This is a genomic window from Pseudomonas bubulae, from assembly GCF_037023725.1.
GTDB lineage: Bacteria > Pseudomonadota > Gammaproteobacteria > Pseudomonadales > Pseudomonadaceae > Aquipseudomonas > Aquipseudomonas bubulae.
On record NZ_CP146077.1, the window covers coordinates 473,322 to 493,779 of the forward strand.

Consider the following 20,458-nt stretch of genomic DNA (forward strand, 5'->3'; position numbering starts at 1 on the left):
GTCAGAAATTGTTACTGACAACCATCCAGGCCACAGGCTGGCGCTGAAACGATTGTGTCTGTACCGGTGACGCCAGCGCACTGGCGCAACCAGGCAGCAAAAGCTTCAGGCTTGCCCAAATACGGCCCAAGGTCGATCACCTGATACTGGCCGGACTGCTCCAGTACAACAGTCGGAAAGCCCTGCCCAGCAACCCGGGACAACAATGCCCGGCTGGCCTTGAAGTGGGCCTGCGTTACATCGCCGCTCATCGCAGCGTAAGCGGCGCGGAATGCATCGACATCCAGGCCCATTTCGGTCGCCACTGCCAGCAATACGTCTTTATCGGCAATCCGCCGCCCTTCTGCGTAATGCGCCGTTTGCAGGCGCCCCAACAGCTCCAGGCCGCGCCCGGCCAATTGTTCGGCAACCAGCACGGCGGTGGTCGGCGGCGCCGAATCGAATACTGCCGTGGTGTCGCGCAGCAAGCCTTCGAAGTACCCCTCGCCAAATGGTTGCCCGGTGCATTGGGCAATGCGCTGGTCATGGGGCATCACGTAATCGCGCAGTTGCGCCGACACAGCTCGGCGATGTGCGCCTGCCATCATCCCGCCACCGTGGGCCACGACCGGCAAAATATCGCGCGCGGCGTCGATCAGCGGCTTGGCGCCATAGCACCAGCCGCACAGGGGGTCGTAGATGTAATGCAGGACAGGTGTAGCGGTCATGTAGGGCTCCGGGTCATCACTAAAACAGAACGCCAGCCTAGTCTTGCAGGGCCAGGGGAAAAACATCGGTATGCCTTTTAGTGTGTTGCGCGAACCGGGCGAATCAGGTGCTGTAAGGGCTGCAGGGCAGAGAAACAAACAGAAACATATTTGCAGGGCGCGCTATTGGTAATTCTTAACATAAGGCAACAAGAACCATTACCATTCACGCCCTAAAAATATAACGCCCCTCTCAACCGCCCGGACACCCCTCAACCATGCTCTCCCCCTGCCGTTTAACACCCTTGAATCTGGGGCTGTGTGCCTTGCTGTACGCCGGATTCAGTAACGCCACCACTGTGCTCCCGGAGCTGTCGATCAGCGCCAGCGAAGCTGAGGCCGATGACCCACGGGTCAAGGATGTCACCACCGCGACTCGCACCTCGACTCCGGCGCGTTATGTGCCGCAAGCCATCGACTCGGTAAAAACCAGCAACGTCCTCGATTACGGCATCAACAGCATCGGCGAAGCCCTGAGCGGGATTCCCAACGTCAGCAGCACTGCCGACACCCGTTTTGACAGCCTGCGCATCCGCGGCTTTGACGCCAGCAACGACTTTTATCTGGACGGTATTCGCGACGACAGCCAATACGTACGCGACCTGCACAATATCGAACGTATTGAAGTGCTCAAGGGCCCGGCGGCCGTGCTGTATGGCCGTGGCAGCCAGGGCGGGATCATCAACCGCGTCAGCAAGATGCCCCAGTCCGGCCGCCAGTCGAGCATTCAGGCCCAGGGCGGCAGCGAGGATTTGCGCAGCCTGTATGCCGACCTTAGCGCTGACCCGAGTGACACCGTGAGCCTGCGCCTGAACATGGGCAACGAAGACAAAAACAGCTTTCGCGATCACGTCAGCGCTAACCGTCAGCTGTTCGCGCCATCGATAAGCTGGCAAATTACCCCCGACCTGAACTGGCTGGTGCAATACGAATACAACCGCTACAACCGTACCCCGGATCGCGGCATTCCGAGCATCGACGGGCGCCCGGCGGATGTCAGCCGTGGCACCACCTACGGCGGGCAAAACGATTTTATCGACGATAAAGTCCAGAACCTGCGCTCGCGCCTCAGCTATGAACTGAGCGACAACTGGCAACTGCGCCATACCCTGGGCGTGTTCAAGCTCGACAGCCAGTTCGAAAACACCTACCTGACCGGCTACGACCCGAAAATCAACAAGGTCAACCGCCAGAGCTGGCAGCAGGACATGACCACCCGCAATATTTTCAACAACCTCGAAATCGAAGGCGGCTTTGACACCTTTGGCCTGGAGCACCGCCTGCTGACCGGGCTGGAACTCGGCAGCCAGCGCCGCGACCCCAAACTCTACAAAGCCGGGGGCGTACCGCCAGTAGATGTGTACAACCCCGATCGTAGCCTGCGCCCGACCGGGCCGATGGTAATTTCCAGCGACAACCACACCGAAGTCGAGAGCCAGGGCCTGTATGTCCAGGACCAGCTTCGCCTCAACGATCAATGGCAGGTACTGGCCGGCTTGCGTTACGACCGCTTTAACGTCGAGACCACCAACCATCTCAGGCCCTTGATCCCGACCGAAGAACGCCAAAGCCACAGCACCAGCCCGCGCCTTGGCGTGGTCTGGACGCCGCTGCAAAACCACTCGTTCTACGCCTCGTGGACCAAGACCTTCTCACCGGTGGGCGGCGGCCTGATCGGCATCACCCCCGGTGCTGCAGGCAACACCAACGACCTGAGTCCGGAGCTGACCAAGCAAAAGGAAATCGGCGTCAAAAGCGACTGGCTGGACGAGCGTCTGAGCACCACCCTGGCGGTGTATGAGCTGGAACTCTACAACCGCCGCACCAAGGACCCGGACGACCCGACCATCACCCTGCTCTCCGGCCTGCAACGCTCACGCGGCATCGAACTGACCGCCAGCGGCAAGCTGGGCGGCAACTGGTACATGCGCGGCGGCGTGGGTGTGCAGGATGCAACGGTGGTCAAGGACAACAACGGGCTTGAGGGCAAACGCATCAATGGCGTGGCCAAGCACAATGGCAGCCTGTTTATTACCTGGAAGCCGGAGATGGGCTGGTACGCCGAAACGGGCCTGACCCTGGTGGGCCAGCGTTATGCCGATAACCAGAACACCGTGGTATTGCCGGGCTACGGGCGCTGGGATGCGTTGGCGGGGTATCGCGAAAAAGACTGGGATGTGAGCGGTGCGCTGACCAACCTGACCGACCGTTACTACTATGCGTCGGCCACCAGCGCCGCGCAGATTATGCCGGGCGAACCGCGCAGCCTGGTGATGACGGGGACGTACAAGTTCTGAATAAGTACTGACCCTGTGGGAGCGGGCTTGCTCGCGATTGAATCACTGCGGTATGTCAGAGAGACCGCAGCGCATTTATCGCGGGCAAGCCCGCTCCCACATCCCTCAGATTTTGTACGGCGCAGGCTGCTGCTGGGTCAGGCAATGGATATTGCCACCACCCAGCAGCAACTCACGACCCGGCACCATCACCACTTCGTGCTGTGGAAAGATCTTTTGCAAGATGGCCTTGGCCTCTGCATCCATAGGGTCATTGAAGCTCGGTGCGATGATGCCACCGTTGACGATCAGAAAGTTCACATAGGAACCGGCCAGACGCTCAGTCGGATTACGGTCCTGGCTGCCAGCCACTTTATCAACACCGTCACACTCTTCCTGGGTCGCGTACATCGGCCCCGGGATCGGCATTTTGTGCACCACAAACGGCCGCCCCTTGGCGTCAGTGCTGGTCGCCAACACCTTCATCGCCGCATGGCAGCGCACGTAGTTAGGGTCACGCTCGTCGTCAGTCCAGGCCAGCAATACCTCACCCGGAGCAACGTAGCAGCAGAAGTTATCCACATGGCCGTCGGTTTCGTCGTTGAACAGGCCGTCCGGCAGCCAGATGATCTTGTCCACAGCCAGATGCGAGCGCAGCACGTCTTCGATTTCTTCACGTGACAGATGCGGGTTGCGGTTGCGGTTCATCAGGCATTCGGCCGTGGTGATCAGCGTGCCTTCACCATCGACGTGGATTGAGCCGCCTTCAAGCACAAAACCTTCGGTGTAGTAACGCGGGCAACGTTCGATTTCCAGTACCTTGCTGCCCACTTGCTGGTCACGGTTCCACGGGAAGTACAAACCACCGTCGAAGCCGCCCCAAGCGTTGAAATCCCAGTTTACGCCGCGCACTTCGCCACTGCGGTTGATCACGAAGGTCGGACCGCTGTCGCGTACCCAGGCATCGTCGCTGGATATTTCGACCACACGAATATTCGGCACATCGAGCTGAGCGCGGGCGTTTTCGTACTGGGCTGCCGACACCCCGACGGTCACCGGTTCAAAACGCGCAATGGCCTTGGCCACAGCCGCGTGCGCCGCCTGGGCCGGCTTGCCGCCCAGGCGCCAGTTGTCCGGACGTTCAGGCCAGATCATCCACGTCTGGGTCTGCGCAGCCCATTCGGCAGGCATGTAAAAGCCGTCAGCGCGCGGCGAACTGTGCAAAGTGGTCATCTGGACTCCTGGAAAACGTCTTGGGTTTTGAGTGCGAAACAAACAGGACAGTGGACGCAGCTCAGCTTTGCGTCAACGGCGAGCACACTTATAGCCGATAAATATCGACAACAAAAACACTTTATAAGTTTCAACGCGTATTTAAACCGTGAATAAACAGATATTAATCTGCATTTTTATCCCTACCGCTATTTTCCCGACAGCTCCCACTTGCACCCCCCGCCGCATCCCCACAAGCTATACCTCATACGTTTAAGTGCCTTCAGGGAATAAGGAATCACCACATGCGCATTTTAGTCACCGGCGGCGCCGGTTTTATTGGTTCAGCGTTGATCCGTCATCTGATCAAAAATACCGGGCATGAAGTGCTCAACCTCGACAAGCTGACCTACGCCGGTAACCTGGAATCGCTGCAAAGCATTGCCACCGATACCCGCTACGAATTCGTGCAGGCCGATATCGTCGATCAGGCAGCGGTCAGCGCGATCATTGCGCGTTTCCAGCCGCAGGCGATCATGCACCTGGCGGCCGAGTCACACGTTGACCGCTCCATCGATGGCCCGTCGGACTTTATCCAGACCAATATCGTCGGTACCTACAGCCTGCTGGAAGCCACCCGCGCTTACTGGTTGACCTTGCCTGAGCCGGAAAAAAGCGCATTTCGCTTCCACCATATTTCCACCGACGAAGTGTATGGCGACCTGCACGGCGTCGACGATCTGTTCACCGAGACTACCCCCTACGCGCCAAGCTCGCCGTACTCGGCCAGCAAGGCAGCGTCCGACCATCTGGTCCGCGCCTGGAACCGTACCTACGGTTTGCCGGTGTTGCTGACCAACTGCTCGAACAACTACGGGCCGTTCCACTTCCCGGAAAAACTGATCCCGCTGGTGATCCTCAACGCCCTCGCCGGCAAACCGCTGCCGGTGTATGGCAATGGCCTGCAAGTGCGTGACTGGCTGTTCGTGGAGGATCACGCCCGCGCCCTGCTGAAAGTCGTGACCGAAGGTGTCGTAGGCGAGACCTACAACATCGGCGGGCATAACGAGCAAAAGAACATCGACGTGGTGCGCAGCATCTGCGCCCTGCTCGAAGAACTGGCGCCCGAGCGTCCGGCGGGCGTCGCGCAGTTTGCCGACCTGATCACCTTCGTCCAGGACCGCCCGGGCCACGACCAGCGCTACGCGATCGACGCCGGCAAAATTGAACGCGAGCTGGGCTGGGTGCCCGAAGAAACTTTCGCAACCGGCCTGCGCAAAACCGTGCAGTGGTACCTGGACCATCTGGAGTGGTGCCAGCGCGTGCAAGACGGCAGCTATCAGGGCCAGCGCCTGGGCTTCACCGAGCCCAGGGACCTGATCGCGTGAATGACCTTAAAACCCCGCTGAAAATCCTTATCAGCGGCAAAACCGGTCAGGTTGCCGTTGAGTTGCAAAAGCACCTTGCCGGTCTGGGCAACCTGATTGTGCTGGGCCGCGATGTACTCGATCTGAGCCAGCCCGAGCAAATCCGTGCCCAGGTGCGGGCGCACAAGCCGGACTTGATCATCATTGCCGCAGCTCACACTGCCGTGGATCAGGCTGAAAGCGAGCCGGAACTGGCCTTTGCCATCAACGCCACCGCACCGGGTGTGTTTGCTGAAGAAGCGGCGGCCCTGGGCATCCCCTTGATTCATTACTCCACCGACTACGTGTTTGATGGCAGCAAACCTGCGCCCTACACCGAAGACGACGCCACCAACCCGCTCGGCGTATACGGCAAAAGCAAGCTGGCGGGAGAACTGGCCATCGCGGCGAGCGGTGCCCGACACTTGATCCTGCGCACCAGTTGGGTGTACTCGACCCATGGTAAAAACTTCCTGCTGACCATGCAGCGCTTGCTGCAAGAACGCCCGGAATTACGCGTAGTGGCTGACCAGATCGGCGCACCGACCTGGGCCGGCACCATAGCCCGAAGCACGCGGGCATTGATCGAGCGCTGGCAAGCCGGTGAAACCGGGGCATGGGGCACCTACCACCTGACTGCTCAGGGTGAAACTTCGTGGTTTGGCTTTACCCAGGCCATCGCCGCGCACCTGAGCGCCCAGGGCAAGGCCTGCGCGACGCTGGAACCCATTCCTGCCAGCGCCTACCCGACACCCGCAGCACGGCCGCAAAACTCACGCCTGGATTGCAGCAAGCTGGCCCGCGAATGGCAAGTCACCCAACCCGAATGGACCGCCGCGCTGAGCGATTGCGTGGCCGAGCAACCACGCTAACGCCAATCCCCTTGTGGGAGCGGGCTTGCTCGCGATGACATCACTGCGGTCTGCCTGACAAACCGCGCCGTTTGCATCGCGAGCAAGCCCGCTCCCACAGGGTTCGTTGGGTATACTGCAACGTATTCTTGCAGCGCAGCTCAACGATGATCACCTCTTCCTCAGTTCCTCGCAGACCCCGCTGGCGTAGCCTGGCCTTATTGGCGCTGTGCCTGGCGCCTTTGCTGTGGCCGCTGCAACACCTGGCCGAGCGCTATTACCGCAGCGAACTGGCCGGGCAAAACCGCCAGACGCTCGACCTGTACGTGGCCAACCTGCTGGGCACGCTGCATCGCTATGAGGTGCTGCCGCAGATTCTGGGCCAGTTGCCTGACCTGCGCGAGCTGCTGGCTGACCCGGAAAGCCCGCAAGCCCTGAGTAAAGCCAATCAGTTGCTCAGTGAAATCACCAGCCAGACCGGCGCTGAAGTCATGTACCTGGTGGATGCTCATGGTGACACTATTGCGACGTCGAACTGGAATAAAAGCGATAGTTTTATCGGACGTAACTTTGCCTTCCGCCCCTATTTCAGCGAAGCGATGCAAGGCAAGCTCGGGCGCTTTTTCGGCCAGGGCACGACCTCCGGAAAACGCGGCTACTACTTTGCCGCACCGGTTGAGGTAGACAACCAAAAGCTTGGCGTACTGGTGGTCAAGGTCGACCTCGACCACACCGAGCGACTCTGGGGCAAAACACCGGAACAACTGTTGCTGACCGACAGCAATGGTGTGGTCATTCTCACTTCGCGCCCTGAATGGCGCTTCAGGTCCACCCGTGATCTGTCTGAGGAAGAACGTCAGGCCATTTTCGCCATTCTCCCCTACCCCACCAGCGACCCCAAGCCCCTGGCGCTCGACCCTAGTGCCTGGCTGGTACAGACACAAACCATCGACGAAACCGGCTGGCAGGCGAACATTCTTGCCCCTCGCACATTGATCGACCGCTCGGTGCGCACCGTGCTGGCCATCGGCGGCGCCACCTTGCTGGTGGTCATGCTGTTGATCGGTTTGATGATGCAGCGTCGGCGTCATTACCTGGATCGCATTGCATTTGAAGCCAAGGCCCGCCGCGAGCTGGAAATGCGTGTGGCAGAGCGCACCAGCGACCTTGAAGGGCTAAACCGGCGTCTGCGTGAAGAGGTACTGGAGCGCGAACATGCGCAACAGGAACTGGTGCGCGCCCAGGACGATCTGGTGCAGGCAGGCAAGCTGTCGGCGCTGGGCACCATGTCGGCCAGCATCAGCCACGAACTCAACCAGCCGCTGGCGGCTATCCGCAGTTATGCCGAAAACGCCGAAGTGTTGCTCGACCACCAACGTATCGACGATGCCCGCGGCAACCTCAAGCTGATCAACGAACTGACCGGCCGCATGTCCTCCATCATTGCCCACCTGCGCGCCTTCGCCCGCCGCGATCGCCACGCACCGGAAAGCGTCGCCCTGCAACCGGCGCTGGACGATGCCCTGGCGTTGCTGGCCAAGCGTCGACGCAGCATGGAAGTCGAACTGATCCGTGACTTGCCCGCCGCCACGCTCTGGGTTGAAGCCGGTGAAACACGCCTGCGTCAGGTACTGGGTAACCTGCTGGCCAACGCCCTCGATGCCTTGACCGAAAAAGGCCCGCCCCGGCGCTTGTGGCTAAGTGCCCAATCCACGCCGGAAGGCGTCACTGTGTACATTCGCGACAACGGCCCGGGTTTTTGCATGGAAGCGCTGGGCCGCGCCGGTGAGCCTTTCTATACCACCAAGACCCGTACTCAGGGGCTGGGCCTGGGGCTGGCCATTTGCGACACACTGATCCGCGCCTTTGGTGGCGAATTGTTGTTCGCCAACCACAAAGAAGGCGGCGCCTTAATTACCTTACGCCTGCGCGCAGGTGCGCCAGGTGTGAGCTTGCAAGCTTCAGAGGACTCCAGGTCATGAGCCAGCCCATCGATCCGCACGTTCAGGTCATCCTGATCGATGATGACCCGCATCTGCGCCAGGCTTTGTATCAGACCCTGGACCTGGCCGGGCTCAAGGTGCTGCCACTGGCCGAAGCCAACGGCCTGGCCGAGCGTATCGGCCGGGACTGGCCGGGTGTGGTAGTCAGCGATATCCGCATGCCGGGCATGGACGGCCTTGAGCTGCTGGCGCAACTGCATGGCCAGGACCCGGAACTGCCGGTGCTGCTGATTACCGGTCACGGCGATGTGCCGCTGGCGGTGCAGGCCATGCGTGCAGGTGCCTATGACTTTCTCGAAAAGCCCTTTGCCAGTGACGCCCTGCTCGACAGCGTGCGTCGTGCTCTGGCCTTGCGCGCTCTGGTTATGGACAACCGCAGCCTGCGCCTGGCTCTGAGCGATCGCCAGTTGCTGAGCTCGCGGCTGGTGGGGGTATCACCGGCCATGTTGCGCTTGCGCGAGCAAATCGGCGCTCTGGCCGCCACCAAGGCCGATGTGCTGATCCTCGGCGAGACCGGCTCGGGCAAAGAAGTGGTTGCACGGGCGCTGCATGATTTATCGGCGCGGCGTAACGGCCCGTTTGTGGCGATCAATGCCGGGGCCCTGGCTGAATCCGTGGTTGAGAGCGAACTGTTCGGGCATGAGCCTGGGGCCTTTACCGGCGCGCAGAAGCGGCGCATTGGCAAGTTCGAGTTCGCCAATGGCGGCACCCTGTTCCTCGACGAAATCGAGAGCATGAGCCTGGACGTGCAGGTCAAATTGCTGCGTTTGCTGCAAGAGCGCGTGGTCGAGCGCCTGGGTGGGAACCAGCTGATCCCGCTGGATATACGGGTGATCGCCGCCACCAAGGAAGACCTGCGCCAGGCCGCCGATCAGGGCCGCTTCCGCGCCGACCTGTATTACCGCCTCAACGTAGCGCCCTTGCGCATCGCCCCCCTGCGTGAGCGGGGTGAAGATGTGCTGATGTTGTTCGATTATTTTGCCGGCGAAGCCAGTGTGCGCCATGACCTGACGCCCAACGTGCTGCAACCGGCGCAGCGGGCTTTATTGTTGCGCCACACCTGGCCTGGCAACGTGCGCGAGCTGCAAAACGTCGCCGAGCGCTTTGCCCTGGGCCTTGAATTGGCTCTGGATAACTCCGCTGAAGGCCAGCCAGCAGCGGGCAATGAAGTAGCTGGCGGCTTGAGCGAGCAGGTCGAGCACTTCGAGAAAAGCCTGATCGCCGCCGAGCTTGAACGCACCCACAGCTCCATGCGCAGCCTGGCCGAAGCACTGGGTGTGCCGCGCAAGACCCTGCACGACAAGCTGCGCAAGCACGGGCTGAACTTCGACAGCGCCAGCCATCCACACCCAGATGAACTTGATTAAAGAGGCCGCAGCATGAACCGCGACAGTCGTTATCTGGAGTCAGTTCTTCATCACGACATCCCGCTGACCCGGGAAATGGGTCTCAAGGTACTGGGCTGGCAAGACCGGCAGTTGCGTCTGCAGTTGCCGCTTGAAGCCAATATCAATCACAAGAGCACCATGTTCGGCGGCAGCCTGTACTGCGGCGCAGTGCTGGCGGGCTGGGGCTGGCTGCATTTGAGCCTGCGCGAAGCGGGAATCGAAGACGGGCATATCGTGATTCAGGAAGGTCATATCAGCTACCCGCTGCCCGTGACCGAGGACGCCATTGCGGTATGTGATGCGCCAGATGATGCGCAATGGAACAGGTTTTTGGCCATGTACAAACGCCACGGCCGCGCGCGGCTGACCCTGGAAACGCGGGTAGTCAATGTTCAGGGCGGGGAAGATGCGGTGAGGTTTAGCGGGCAGTACGTGTTGCACCGCTAACTCGATTTTTGTGGGAACGGGTTTGCTCGCGATGGCCGCGGCGCGGTCTGGCTGAAAGACCGCAGCGTTTGCATCGCGGGCAAGCCCGCTCCCACAGGGGTGGACTAGCGTTGTGCCAGATCCAGCAATTTTTCACGCCACGGCGCCTGCGCCGGCAACGCCAGAAACGACTGATTGAGCAGCGACTCACGGGCCGGATAACTGAACGGTTCACCATCCAGTTGCAGCACCACACCACCAGCTCCTTCCAGCACACCCTGAGCCGCCGCCGTGTCCCACTGCGAAGTCGGCGCCAGGCGCGGATAACAATCAGCCGCTCCTTCAGCCAGCAAACAGAACTTCAAGGAACTGCCCACGCTGACCAACTTCAATTCGCCCAGATGCTCACTCAGACCGGCCAGCAAGTGCTCCTGCTCAGGACTGGAATGGCGGCGGCTGGCGACTACGGTCAACGCCTCACCCGCAGGCGGTGTGTTTCGCACGCTGATGGGCACAGGTTCATCGCCCTCCGCCCGCCAGGCCCCCAGGCCCGCGCCGCCGTAGTAGCAACGACCGCTGGTGGGCATGGATACCACGCCAAACACCACACGACCCTGCTCGATCAACGCAATGTTGACGGTGAACTCTTCACTGCCGCAAATGAATTCCTTGGTGCCATCCAGCGGGTCAACCAACCACCAGCGCGTCCAACCCGCGCGCACGTCTTGCGCGATATTGGCGTCTTCCTCCGACAGTACCGGAATACTCGGGGCCAGCGCGGTGAGGCCATCAAGCAGGATGTGATGGGCGGCCAGATCAGCGGCCGTGACTGGCGAATCATCGGCCTTGGCACTGACTTCAACGCCCGCTCGCCAGAACGGCAAAATCGCGTCGCCAGCGGCATGGGCCAGTTTGATCACGCCTTCAAGCAAAGGATGGGGCAAGACACTCACGGCTGGAATGCTCCACGCTGGGTCAGCAGATCGCGGGCCAGATACAGCGCGGCCAGGGCACGACCTTCGCTGAATTGCGGGTTAAGCACCAGGCTCGACAGCTCACGCAGGTTGACCCGATCAACGCGCATCGGCTCAGGTTCGTCGCCTTCCAGATGTTCTTCGTAAAGATCGGTAGCCAGGACCACCTGAATTTTTTGACTCATATAGCCGGGGGACAGGGACAGCTCGGTCAAATGCTCGAGCTGGCGAGCACCGAAACCGGCCTCCTCCTTGAGCTCTCGTTCAGCCGCAGCCAACACATCTTCGCCCGGCTCGATCAGGCCCTTGGGCAGCGAAACTTCGTATTCATCAGTGCCGCCGCAATATTCTTCAACCAGAATCGCGTGCTCAGCATCGATCATGGCCACAATCATCACTGCGCCATAACCGTTGCCGCGCCCCACCAACCGTTCGTAAGTGCGCTCTACTCCATTGGAGAAGCGCAGTTGCACTTCTTCAACCCGAAACAATCGGCTACTGGCAACAATTTCACGGGCAAGTACGGTGGGTTTTTGGCGCATAGCGGCTCCTCAATATGAACGGGGTACTATACCCCGGCTTTTCCGATTGTCTGTGTCGGAAATTTTTACCTGTGGGAGAAGTTTTGCATGACCGTTTTACCTTGGCGCGACATTGATACCGTGCTGCTCGACATGGACGGCACGCTGCTCGACCTGCACTACGACAACCATTTCTGGCTGGAGCACCTGCCCCAACGCTATGCCGAGCTGCATGGCATCAGCCGGGCGATGGCGGATCTGGAACTGACGCCGCTATTTGAAGGCAACGCGGGCCAGTTGAAATGGTACTGCCTGGATTTCTGGAGCCGCGAGCTGAAGATCCCGGTGCGCGAACTCAAACTCGAAACCGCTCATCTGATTGCCTTGCGCCCCGATGCCGATACTTTTCTGGCAGCCATCAACAAAGCTGGCAAGCGGGTGATCATGATCACCAACGCGCACCGTGATTCGCTGTCGTTGAAAATGGAGCGCATTGAGCTGGCCCCGTATTTCGAGCGACTTATCAGTTCCCACGACTACGGTTATCCCAAGGAAAGCCCGGCGTTCTGGGATGCCCTGCAAGCAGATATCGGTTTTGACCCAGCCCGCAGCCTGTTTATCGACGATACCCTGCCAATTTTGCGCAGTGCCCGTGATTTTGGGGTGGCTCACTTGCTGGCAGTGAAACAGCCCGACAGCCAAAAAGGCCCGAAAGACACTGCAGAATTTGCTGCGCTGGGGGACTATCGCGAGTTGCTGGAAGGGCTGTGAATCTCTGAACCCGTGGGAGCGAGCCTGCTCGCGAAGTGCATTCGCGAGCAGGCTCGCTCCCACAGGGTAAAACGGTTTACTCGGGAATACGCAGCGTCTGGCCCGGATAGATTTTGTTCGGGTCCTTGAGCAACGGTTTGTTGGCTTCGAAAATCTTGTTGTACAGATTGGCGTTGCCGTACACCTGCAGCGAAATTGCGCTCAGGGTGTCGCCCTTTTTCACCACGACAAAACGCGAAGCCACAACAGCCGGGCCGGTCACGGTGATCTTGTCTTCAACACTGGCCACGCCTGCGATATTACCCGCCGCCAGAATGATTTTTTCTTTCTCTTCCTGGGTGGCCACTTCACCGCTGACTGTCACTTTGTCGCCTTCCACGGTAGCGGTGATGTTCGGATTGCCCAAGCCCACTTCCTGTACGTGCTTCTTGAGCTCCTCGCCCGCATTGGCGTTGCCCGGTGTCAGCAGGTCGATCAATTTTTCGCCGGCTTCTTTCACAAAGCTGAAAATACTCATACATCACGCTCCTAGGTTGGAAGATCCAGACTCAAGAGCGTAGACCATCTACGCCATGTGCAAGCGCGCTAGAATCGCCCGCTGAATTGCACCCGGAGCGACGATGGACATCAAACAGCTGAAATTCCTCATTGCCCTCGACGAAACCCGACATTTCGGTCAGGCCGCCGCGCGTTGCCATATCACGCAGCCCACCCTGTCCATGCGTTTGCGCAGCCTTGAACAGGAACTGGACTTGCAACTGGTCAATCGCGGACAGCGCTTCGAAAGCTTTACCGCACCTGGCGAGCGGGTGCTGGCCTGGGCCCGTACCGTGTTGGCCGCCTACGACGGTTTGCAGGCCGAAGCTGCTGCCTGTCGCGGTAACCTGATCGGTACTCTGCGCCTGGGCGTGGTGCCGCTGTCGAGTTTTGACCCCCTGCCGCTGTTGCAGCGTCTGCATCAGGAACATCCCGATCTGCGCTTCGAATTGTCAGCACTGAGCTCGGAACAAATCCTTGAGCAACTGGCCAGCAACCGGCTGGACGTGGGTGTCTCTTATCTTGAACGCCTTGACCAGGAACGTTTTGACTCCCTGGCCCTGGGCGAAACCCGCATGGGCCTGCTATACGACCAGCGGTATTTCAACTTCGGTGACCAGCCGCTTAGCTGGGAGGCGCTGACCAGCTTGCCGCTGGGCCTGCTCAGCAGCGGCATGCACTTTCGCCAGTCCATCGACCACAACTTCCACAGCCGGGGGCTTACGCCACAACCCCTGTTGCAAACCGATGCCGTTCATCAACTGTTACAAGCTGTCCACGGCGGGCTTTGTTGCGCGGTGATGCCCCTTGAGGGCGGGCTGGAAGCCCTGACCGACCACCTGCGCCTGCACCCCATAGAAGATGCACGCACCTTGGCCCGCCTGGGTTTGATCATGCGTCGTGAGGCACCGCGCTCAGCGCTGGCCGAAGCCTGTTTCGCGCTTTATCAGAAATCACCAAGCTCTTCTTGATCGACGCCATCTATCAATAGATCAGCACTAGCGATTAGACGCGACACTGTGTCGCGCCTAGGCTTAGAGCTCAATTGATTGTCGGTACTGCCTTATGAACGCCAAGCGCCCTCTGTGCGCGGCGCCTGCTTCTGTCACGCCCGCGCCTGCTGCCAGCCAGAGCTATGACTACGTCAACCTGGACCACAGTGGTGGTGCGCAAACTGCACTGGCCGAAGAGGTCGCCCTGGCGATTGCCTATAACGGCATCAGTCAGGCCGTGATGCTGGTCACACCCACTGACCTTGAGGACTTTATCGTCGGCTTCAGCCTGGGCAGCGGCATCATTCAAGACGCCAGCGAAATCTACGACCTCAAACTGACCGGTGCAGGGTCTGCCCAATACGCTCAGGTCGAAATCGCCAGCCGGGCGTTCTGGAACCTCAAGCAGCAACGCCGCCAACTGGCCGGCACCAGTGGGTGCGGGCTGTGTGGGGTGGAAGCGGTGGAACAGGCCTTGCCCGATCTCCAGGTATTGCCCGGCGCGCCTTTGCCACCGGCGCAGTGGCTGGAAGGCCTGCGCCAGCGCATCAGCGACTTTCAACCCTTGGGCCAGCACTGCGGCGCCGTACACGCTGCAGTCTATATGGACGGCCAGGGCCAACTGCTGCTGGGTCGTGAAGACATAGGCCGGCACAACGCCCTCGATAAATTGATCGGTGCTCTGGTACGCCAGCAAATCGATCTGACGGGTGGCACAGCAATCGTCACCAGCCGTTGCAGCCTGGAACTGATTCAAAAAGTGCTGCGCGCCGGCATCCAGACCCTGATCAGCCTGTCCTCGCCCACGGGCCTGGCGCTGCAATGGGCGCGGCGGCACAACCTCAACCTTATTCATCTGCCACAAAAAAGCGCGCCCAGGGTCTACAGCCCCGCGCAGGAGAAACAACCGTGAGCACACACCATCAAGCCGACAAAACCCCGACTCCCCGCTACAAGCCCTACAAAGGCCCGGCCGGTGGCTGGGGCGCGCTGATCAGTGTGGCGCAAGCCTGGTTGACCAGCGACAACGCACTGAAAAACCTGCGCATGATGCTCAAAACCAACCAGAACGGCGGCTTCGACTGCCCGGGCTGCGCCTGGGGTGATTCGCCGGAAAGCGGCCTGGTCAAGTTTTGCGAGAACGGCGCCAAGGCAGTGAACTGGGAAGCTACCAAGCGCCGGGTCGATGCGGCGTTTTTCGCCAAGCACAGCGTCAGCGCGCTGCTGGAGCAAAGTGATTACTGGCTCGAATATCAGGGCCGCCTGACCGAGCCCATGAGCTATGACCCGGAAACCGACCGCTACGTCCCCATCAGCTGGGATGCCGCCTTCGCCTTGATCGCCAGGCACTTGCTCAACCTGGCCAGCCCCAACGAAGCCGAGTTCTACACCTCGGGCCGGGCCAGCAACGAAGCGGCGTATTTGTACCAACTGTTTGTGCGCGCGTTTGGCACCAACAACTTCCCGGATTGCTCGAACATGTGCCACGAGGCCAGCGGCGTGGCCCTGGCGCAAAGCATCGGCGTGGGTAAAGGCACCGTGACCTTTGATGATTTCGAGCACGCGGATGCGATTTTTGTATTGGGGCAAAACCCCGGCACCAACCACCCGCGCATGCTCGAACCACTGCGCGAGGCGGTCAAGCGCGGCGCCCAGGTAGTGTGCGTCAACCCGCTCAAGGAGCGCGGGCTGGAACGTTTCCAGCACCCGCAGCATCCGTTGGAAATGCTCACCAACGGCGACCGTCCGACCAACACGGCCTACCTGCGCCCGGCACTGGGCGGCGACATGGCGCTGTTGCGCGGCATGGCCAAGTTCCTCCTGCAGTGGGAGCGCGATGCCCAGGCCGCAGGCGAACCGGCCGTGTTCGATCATGCATTTTTGAATGAGCACACTGCGGGCATTCTCGATTACATCTCCAGCCTCGACGACACCTCGTGGGACCATATCGTGGAGCAATCGGGCCTGACCCTTGTTGATATCGAACGCGCCGCACGCATGTACCTCAAGGGCAAGAACGTAATCATGTGCTGGGCGATGGGCATCACCCAGCATCGTCATTCGGTGCAGACCATCCAGGAAATCGCCAACCTGATGCTGTTGCGCGGCAATATAGGCCGCCCCGGCGCCGGCCTGTGCCCGGTACGCGGCCACAGCAACGTACAGGGCGACCGCACGATGGGCATCAACGAACGTCCGCCGGTGGCCTTCCTCGATTCGTTGGAGCGTCGCTTCCAGTTCAAGGTGCCCCGTGAAAACGGCCACAACGTGGTTGAAGCCATCCACGCCATGCTTGAAGGCCGAGCCAAGGTGTTTATCGGCCTGGGCGGCAACTTCGCCCAGGCCACTCCAGACAGCCCGCGCACCGCACAGGCCCTGCGCAATTGCGCCCTGACTGTACAGATCAGCACCAAGCTCAACCGCAGCCACCTGATGCACGGCAAACAAGCGCTGATCCTGCCATGCCTGGGCCGTACCGATATCGACATTCAGGCAGAAGGCCCGCAAGCGGTGACCGTGGAAGACTCGTTCAGCATGGTCCACGCCTCCAATGGCCAGTTGCAGCCACTGTCCAGGCAGATGCGCTCGGAGCCCGCAATCATTGCCGGCATTGCTGCGGCCACACTGGGCACCCACCCGATTGACTGGAACTGGGTCGTCGCTGACTACCGACGCATTCGCGACTTGATTGCCGACACCATTCCCGGTTTCAAGGACTTCAACACGCGCATCGAACACCCGGGCGGCTTCTATTTGGGCAACTCGGCCGGTGCGCGACAGTGGAACACGCCGTCCGGGCGCGCCAACTTCCGCCCCAACGCACTGCCTCAAGACCTGGTAGATGCCCGCACCCGCGCCACAGGCCGGCTGCCCGACCTGATCTTGCAGTCCATGCGCTCTCACGATCAGTACAACACCACTATCTATGGCCTCGATGACCGCTATCGCGGGGTCAAGGGCCAGCGTGATGTGCTGTTCGTCAACGAAGCCGACATCATCCGCCTGGGCTTCAAGCCGGGGCAGAAGGTCGATATCGTTTCGATCTGGGATGACCGGCACGAGCGCAGGGTGAAAAATTTCACCCTGCTGGCGTTTGATATTCCTGCCGGGCAAGCTGCGGCGTACTACCCGGAGGTCAACCCGCTGGTGCCTCTGGAAAGCACGGGCGATGGCAGCCATACGCCTACGTCCAAGTTCGTGGCGATTTGCCTGGAGGCAGCCAGCCCGTCAACGCTGATCATGGCTAAGGCCAGCTGAGCACTTTTTGTTCGTTTGTGGTGGGAGCGGGCTTGCCCGCGATGGCATCTCCGCGGTTTGACCGTCATCCCGCGGTGCCTGAATCGCGGGCAAGCCCGCTCCCACATTCAAGCAGCGCGCCTCTGAACTGCGGCCACAAAAAAGGCCGTTTTCCTACGAAAACGACCTAACCGAACTAGCTAACAGACCCTCGAAAACAGATTAAGTTCCCTAGTAAAAACAACAACTTATAGAATTGTGTACAACTCGTGCTACTCGTCGGATTTCGATTGTCACCAACCGCTTGCAGCCTCAGGATCGCGCCGTCATCTCTTTGAGGCTCATCCATGAAGCTCACCTCGATTCTCTTGTTGTCCCTTGGCCTGGTCAGTGGCGTAGCCTCGGCCGGTGGCACCACCGAAGCCGGTGTAGGCGGCGCATTAGGCGGGGTTCTTGGCGCCGTTGTTGGCCAACAGCTCGGCGGCTCGACCGGTTCTGCGATTGGTGCAGGTGTGGGTGGTGCGGCAGGTAGTGCCGTAGGTGCCGACAAACGCAGCCGTGGTGAAGCCGCCATTGGCGGCGCACTGGGTGCTGCAGGCGGTAACGTGCTGGGCCGCAGTGTCGGCGGCAGCACAGGCGCACTGGTGGGCTCGGCCGCTGGCGGTGGTGCCGGTGGCGCGCTGGGCAACTATATGGGCAATAAAAGCGACAGCGACGATCGCCGCTATCGTGACCGCGATAACCGTCGCTACTACCGCGACGATCATCGCGGCCGTGGCCACGCGTATGGCCATCGCAAAAACAAGCATCGTCACGACTGATGCGTACAACGGGAGCCGAAAGGCTCCCGTTTTTTTTACCTGCGCCTGCTCCGGGCAAATTGTTTCAATGCATTACGCCCGCCTGTTTTGCCCCTGATCATGCAATCTGCATGCACCGAAAAAACCAACCATTTGCAAGCCATTGAAAGATATGGAATTACCTGCAACACAGGGTTGGCACATCCCCTGCAATTACCTGAATGAACGCTGCACTTCCTACCATTCAGGAGCACAACAACAATGATCGGGACAACTGAACACTATCCCGCAGCCCTGCAAGATTCCTCCGGTCAATCCGGTGTTTCCTGGGCCGCCATCTTTGCCGGCGCCGCCACTGCTGCCGTCCTCTCCCTGCTGCTGCTGATGCTAGGGGCGGGGCTTGGGTTTTCTGCGGTTTCTCCGTGGGCCAATGAAGGGGTGGGCGCCAAAGGCCTGGGTATTACCGCCATCGTCTGGCTGGCCGTTACCCAGATCATTGCTTCCGGCATGGGCGGTTATCTGGCCGGTCGTTTGCGGGTCAAATGGACCAACCTGCATGGCGATGAAGCCTACTTTCGCGACACCGCCCATGGTTTTCTGGCATGGGCCGTGGCCACGCTGGTAACCGCTACCTTGGTTGCAGGCTCGGTCAGCAGCGTGATCGGCAGCGGCGTTCAAGCCGGGGCCAGCGTAGCTTCAGGCGCCGCAACGGCGATCAGCAGTGCAGCCGGCAGTGCCGCAGCCAACAATGGCGACAAAGGTTCGGACTATTTTATCGACAGCCTGTTTCGCGATGACCGCGGCACCGCTGTCAGCGAAGACGCAGCCCATGGCACCGTGGCCCGCATCTTCGCCCACAGCCTGGCCAATGACGGCCAATTGAGCAGTGAAGACCGTACCTACCTGGCCCAAATCATCGCCCAGCGCACCAACCTCAGCCAACCTGAAGCCGAGCAACGGGTCGACCAGGTCTACGCCAAGGCCCATCAGGCTGTTGAAGAAGCCAAGGTAAAAGCCAAGGAAGCCGCTGATACCGCTGCCAAGGTCGCCGCCTGGTCCACCTTGTGGATGTTTATCACACTGCTGATCGGCGCTTTCTTTGCCAGCCTGTGCGCCACCTTTGGCGGCCGTCGCCGGGATGCCGTGACGTATCTGACCCCCACCACCACAACCCCGCTGGTTTAACCCGGGCTATTCGTTGACTGGAGAATAAAATGCGCTCACTTCTGCTGTTTTTCCTCGGTATTCCAATTCCGATCATTATTCTGATTGCGTTGTTTGTTCACTGATAACAGTGCGCAAACCCAGCCGACGGCCTTCCTTGAGAAGGCCGTTTTGTTTTCCGGGATTCAGACCGGCAGGCAGGTGGTGGACTTGATCTCGGACAACGCCACAATCGAATTCACCTCTTGAATGCCCGGCACCATCGACAGTTTCTCAAAGAAAAACCGCTCGTAGGCTTCGATATCAGCCGTCACGATACGCAGCAGAAAATCTACCGCTCCCATCAGCACATAGCATTCCAGCACTTCGGGGAAACCGCGGATCGCGTCAGTAAACTCGGTGAAGTTTGAGCGACCGTGTGCATTGAGTTTGATCTCGGCAAAAATTTGCGTATTGAGGCCGATTTTCTTGCGATCGAGCAAGGTGACCTGGCCACGAATGATGCCCTCGTCCTTCATCTTCTGGATCCGCCGCCAGCAGGGCGATTGCGAAAGCCCCACCTTCTCCGCGATCTGCGCGCTGGACAGCGAAGCGTCCTCTTGCAGCAGCGCCAATATGCGTCGGTCGTAAGCATCCAGCTCGCTTTGCATAAAAATACCCATTAATGAATAAGCTGAGACTTGTTCGAGTCTATTTATCGTCAATTCAAAACATCTTAGATAAAAAAATTCTCCCGCGACGTGTAAATATTTCTCCAGTCTGAACAGGAGCCATTGCATGCCGCATCTTGAAGTCATTACCCACGCCCCTCGCCCCGACGTATGGGCCAGCAATGCAGCCCCTTGCCAGGTGCTTTTCCGTATCCAGGCCGAAGCCGATGCCGACGTGCTGTGCCGGGTGCTCAATCTGTTTGCCCTGCAGCAACTGATCCCGCAGCAAGTGGATGTGGTACGTGACGGGGACACCTTGAGCATTGACATCCGCAGTCACGAACAGAGCTGGCACCGTGCCCGGATCATCGGCGAAAAACTGCGCAGCCTGATCAGCGTCTTCGACATGCAGCTGCAACCCGTGCAGGCCGCCAAGGACCCGGCAATGCAAGCTTGCGGGTAATAGTTCGCAACCATTGGTGGCAGGCGGGCCAACACGGCGCA

19 protein-coding genes are annotated in these 20,458 nt (G+C 59.9%); 13 read left to right on the forward strand and 6 right to left on the reverse strand.

Annotated elements, in window-relative coordinates:
• Positions 1–11: 11 nt before the first annotated feature.
• Positions 12–707, reverse strand: coding sequence for a DsbA family protein (locus V6L81_RS02150; RefSeq protein ID WP_095024211.1), 696 nt, complete (start codon positions 705–707; stop codon positions 12–14).
• 257 nt (positions 708–964) lie between these two features.
• Between V6L81_RS02150 and V6L81_RS02155 the strand changes: the two genes are divergently transcribed.
• Entirely contained in the window at positions 965–3,043 is a 2,079-nt protein-coding gene (locus V6L81_RS02155) for a TonB-dependent siderophore receptor (protein WP_338660451.1), read from the forward strand.
• A gap of 105 nt (positions 3,044–3,148) precedes the next feature.
• On the opposite strand, the gene aguA is transcribed toward V6L81_RS02155, so the two are convergent.
• Positions 3,149–4,255 (reverse strand): agmatine deiminase, encoded by a 1,107-nt coding sequence (aguA, locus tag V6L81_RS02160; RefSeq protein ID WP_130872325.1) that lies wholly within the window; start codon positions 4,253–4,255, stop codon positions 3,149–3,151.
• A 284-nt stretch (positions 4,256–4,539) separates the two neighbouring features.
• On the opposite strand from aguA, the gene rfbB reads away from it, so the two are divergent.
• The 5 genes from rfbB to V6L81_RS02185 all read left to right on the forward strand — a co-directional run bounded on the left by rfbB (position 4,540) and on the right by V6L81_RS02185 (position 10,329).
• Complete coding sequence (gene rfbB, locus V6L81_RS02165; RefSeq protein WP_095000743.1) at positions 4,540–5,622, forward strand: dTDP-glucose 4,6-dehydratase; 1,083 nt, start codon at positions 4,540–4,542, stop codon at positions 5,620–5,622.
• Between the two features lie 17 nt (positions 5,623–5,639).
• Entirely contained in the window at positions 5,640–6,512 is an 873-nt protein-coding gene (gene rfbD / locus V6L81_RS02170) for a dTDP-4-dehydrorhamnose reductase (protein ID WP_095020201.1), read from the forward strand.
• A 146-nt stretch (positions 6,513–6,658) separates the two neighbouring features.
• Positions 6,659–8,473 (forward strand): cache domain-containing protein, encoded by a 1,815-nt coding sequence (locus tag V6L81_RS02175; RefSeq protein ID WP_095017781.1) that lies wholly within the window; start codon positions 6,659–6,661, stop codon positions 8,471–8,473.
• Entirely contained in the window at positions 8,470–9,861 is a 1,392-nt protein-coding gene (locus V6L81_RS02180; RefSeq protein WP_095000741.1) for a sigma-54 dependent transcriptional regulator, read from the forward strand. Before V6L81_RS02175 ends, V6L81_RS02180 begins: the two co-directional genes overlap by 4 nt.
• Positions 9,862–9,873: 12 nt before the next feature.
• Positions 9,874–10,329, forward strand: coding sequence for a thioesterase domain-containing protein (locus tag V6L81_RS02185; RefSeq protein ID WP_095017782.1), 456 nt, complete (start codon positions 9,874–9,876; stop codon positions 10,327–10,329).
• A 104-nt stretch (positions 10,330–10,433) separates the two neighbouring features.
• Here V6L81_RS02185 and cysQ read toward each other — a convergent pair whose 3' ends face one another.
• On the reverse strand, positions 10,434–11,261 hold the full coding sequence (gene cysQ / locus V6L81_RS02190; protein ID WP_095000739.1) for a 3'(2'),5'-bisphosphate nucleotidase CysQ: 828 nt from the start codon (positions 11,259–11,261) through the stop codon (positions 10,434–10,436).
• Positions 11,258–11,824 carry an ADP compounds hydrolase NudE gene (gene nudE, locus V6L81_RS02195; RefSeq protein ID WP_095000738.1) on the reverse strand — a complete coding sequence of 189 codons (567 nt, stop codon included), beginning with the start codon at positions 11,822–11,824 and terminating at the stop codon, positions 11,258–11,260. Before nudE ends, cysQ begins: the two co-directional genes overlap by 4 nt.
• Before the next feature lie 87 nt (positions 11,825–11,911).
• Here nudE and yrfG point away from each other — a divergent pair, with 87 nt between their 5' ends.
• Positions 11,912–12,574, forward strand: coding sequence for a GMP/IMP nucleotidase (gene yrfG, locus V6L81_RS02200; protein WP_095000737.1), 663 nt, complete (start codon positions 11,912–11,914; stop codon positions 12,572–12,574).
• A gap of 76 nt (positions 12,575–12,650) precedes the next feature.
• Here the strand turns inward: yrfG and lysM are convergent, their stop codons facing one another.
• Positions 12,651–13,091, reverse strand: a complete 441-nt coding sequence (gene lysM, locus V6L81_RS02205) for a peptidoglycan-binding protein LysM (protein ID WP_095000736.1) — start codon at positions 13,089–13,091, stop codon at positions 12,651–12,653.
• Between the two features lie 103 nt (positions 13,092–13,194).
• Between lysM and V6L81_RS02210 the strand changes: the two genes are divergently transcribed.
• From V6L81_RS02210 to V6L81_RS02230, 5 genes are all read left to right on the forward strand, one after another.
• The gene (locus V6L81_RS02210; protein WP_095000735.1) at positions 13,195–14,082 is read left to right on the forward strand and encodes a LysR family transcriptional regulator; all 888 of its coding nucleotides are present in this window, start codon (positions 13,195–13,197) and stop codon (positions 14,080–14,082) included.
• Positions 14,083–14,176: 94 nt separating this feature from the next.
• Positions 14,177–15,016: a formate dehydrogenase accessory sulfurtransferase FdhD gene (gene fdhD, locus V6L81_RS02215; RefSeq protein ID WP_095020114.1), complete on the forward strand. Its 840-nt coding sequence runs from the start codon at positions 14,177–14,179 to the stop codon at positions 15,014–15,016.
• Positions 15,013–17,361: an FdhF/YdeP family oxidoreductase gene (locus tag V6L81_RS02220; RefSeq protein ID WP_095031419.1), complete on the forward strand. Its 2,349-nt coding sequence runs from the start codon at positions 15,013–15,015 to the stop codon at positions 17,359–17,361. Before fdhD ends, V6L81_RS02220 begins: the two co-directional genes overlap by 4 nt.
• 326 nt (positions 17,362–17,687) lie before the next feature.
• Positions 17,688–18,161: a glycine zipper domain-containing protein gene (locus V6L81_RS02225; protein WP_095000732.1), complete on the forward strand. Its 474-nt coding sequence runs from the start codon at positions 17,688–17,690 to the stop codon at positions 18,159–18,161.
• A 240-nt stretch (positions 18,162–18,401) separates the two neighbouring features.
• Positions 18,402–19,325, forward strand: a complete 924-nt coding sequence (locus V6L81_RS02230; RefSeq protein WP_095000731.1) for a hypothetical protein — start codon at positions 18,402–18,404, stop codon at positions 19,323–19,325.
• A gap of 164 nt (positions 19,326–19,489) precedes the next feature.
• Here V6L81_RS02230 and V6L81_RS02235 read toward each other — a convergent pair whose 3' ends face one another.
• Entirely contained in the window at positions 19,490–19,954 is a 465-nt protein-coding gene (locus V6L81_RS02235; protein WP_095000730.1) for an Lrp/AsnC family transcriptional regulator, read from the reverse strand.
• Positions 19,955–20,081: 127 nt separating this feature from the next.
• Here V6L81_RS02235 and V6L81_RS02240 point away from each other — a divergent pair, with 127 nt between their 5' ends.
• Positions 20,082–20,417, forward strand: coding sequence for a hypothetical protein (locus tag V6L81_RS02240; protein ID WP_095000729.1), 336 nt, complete (start codon positions 20,082–20,084; stop codon positions 20,415–20,417).
• Positions 20,418–20,458 lie beyond the last annotated feature (41 nt).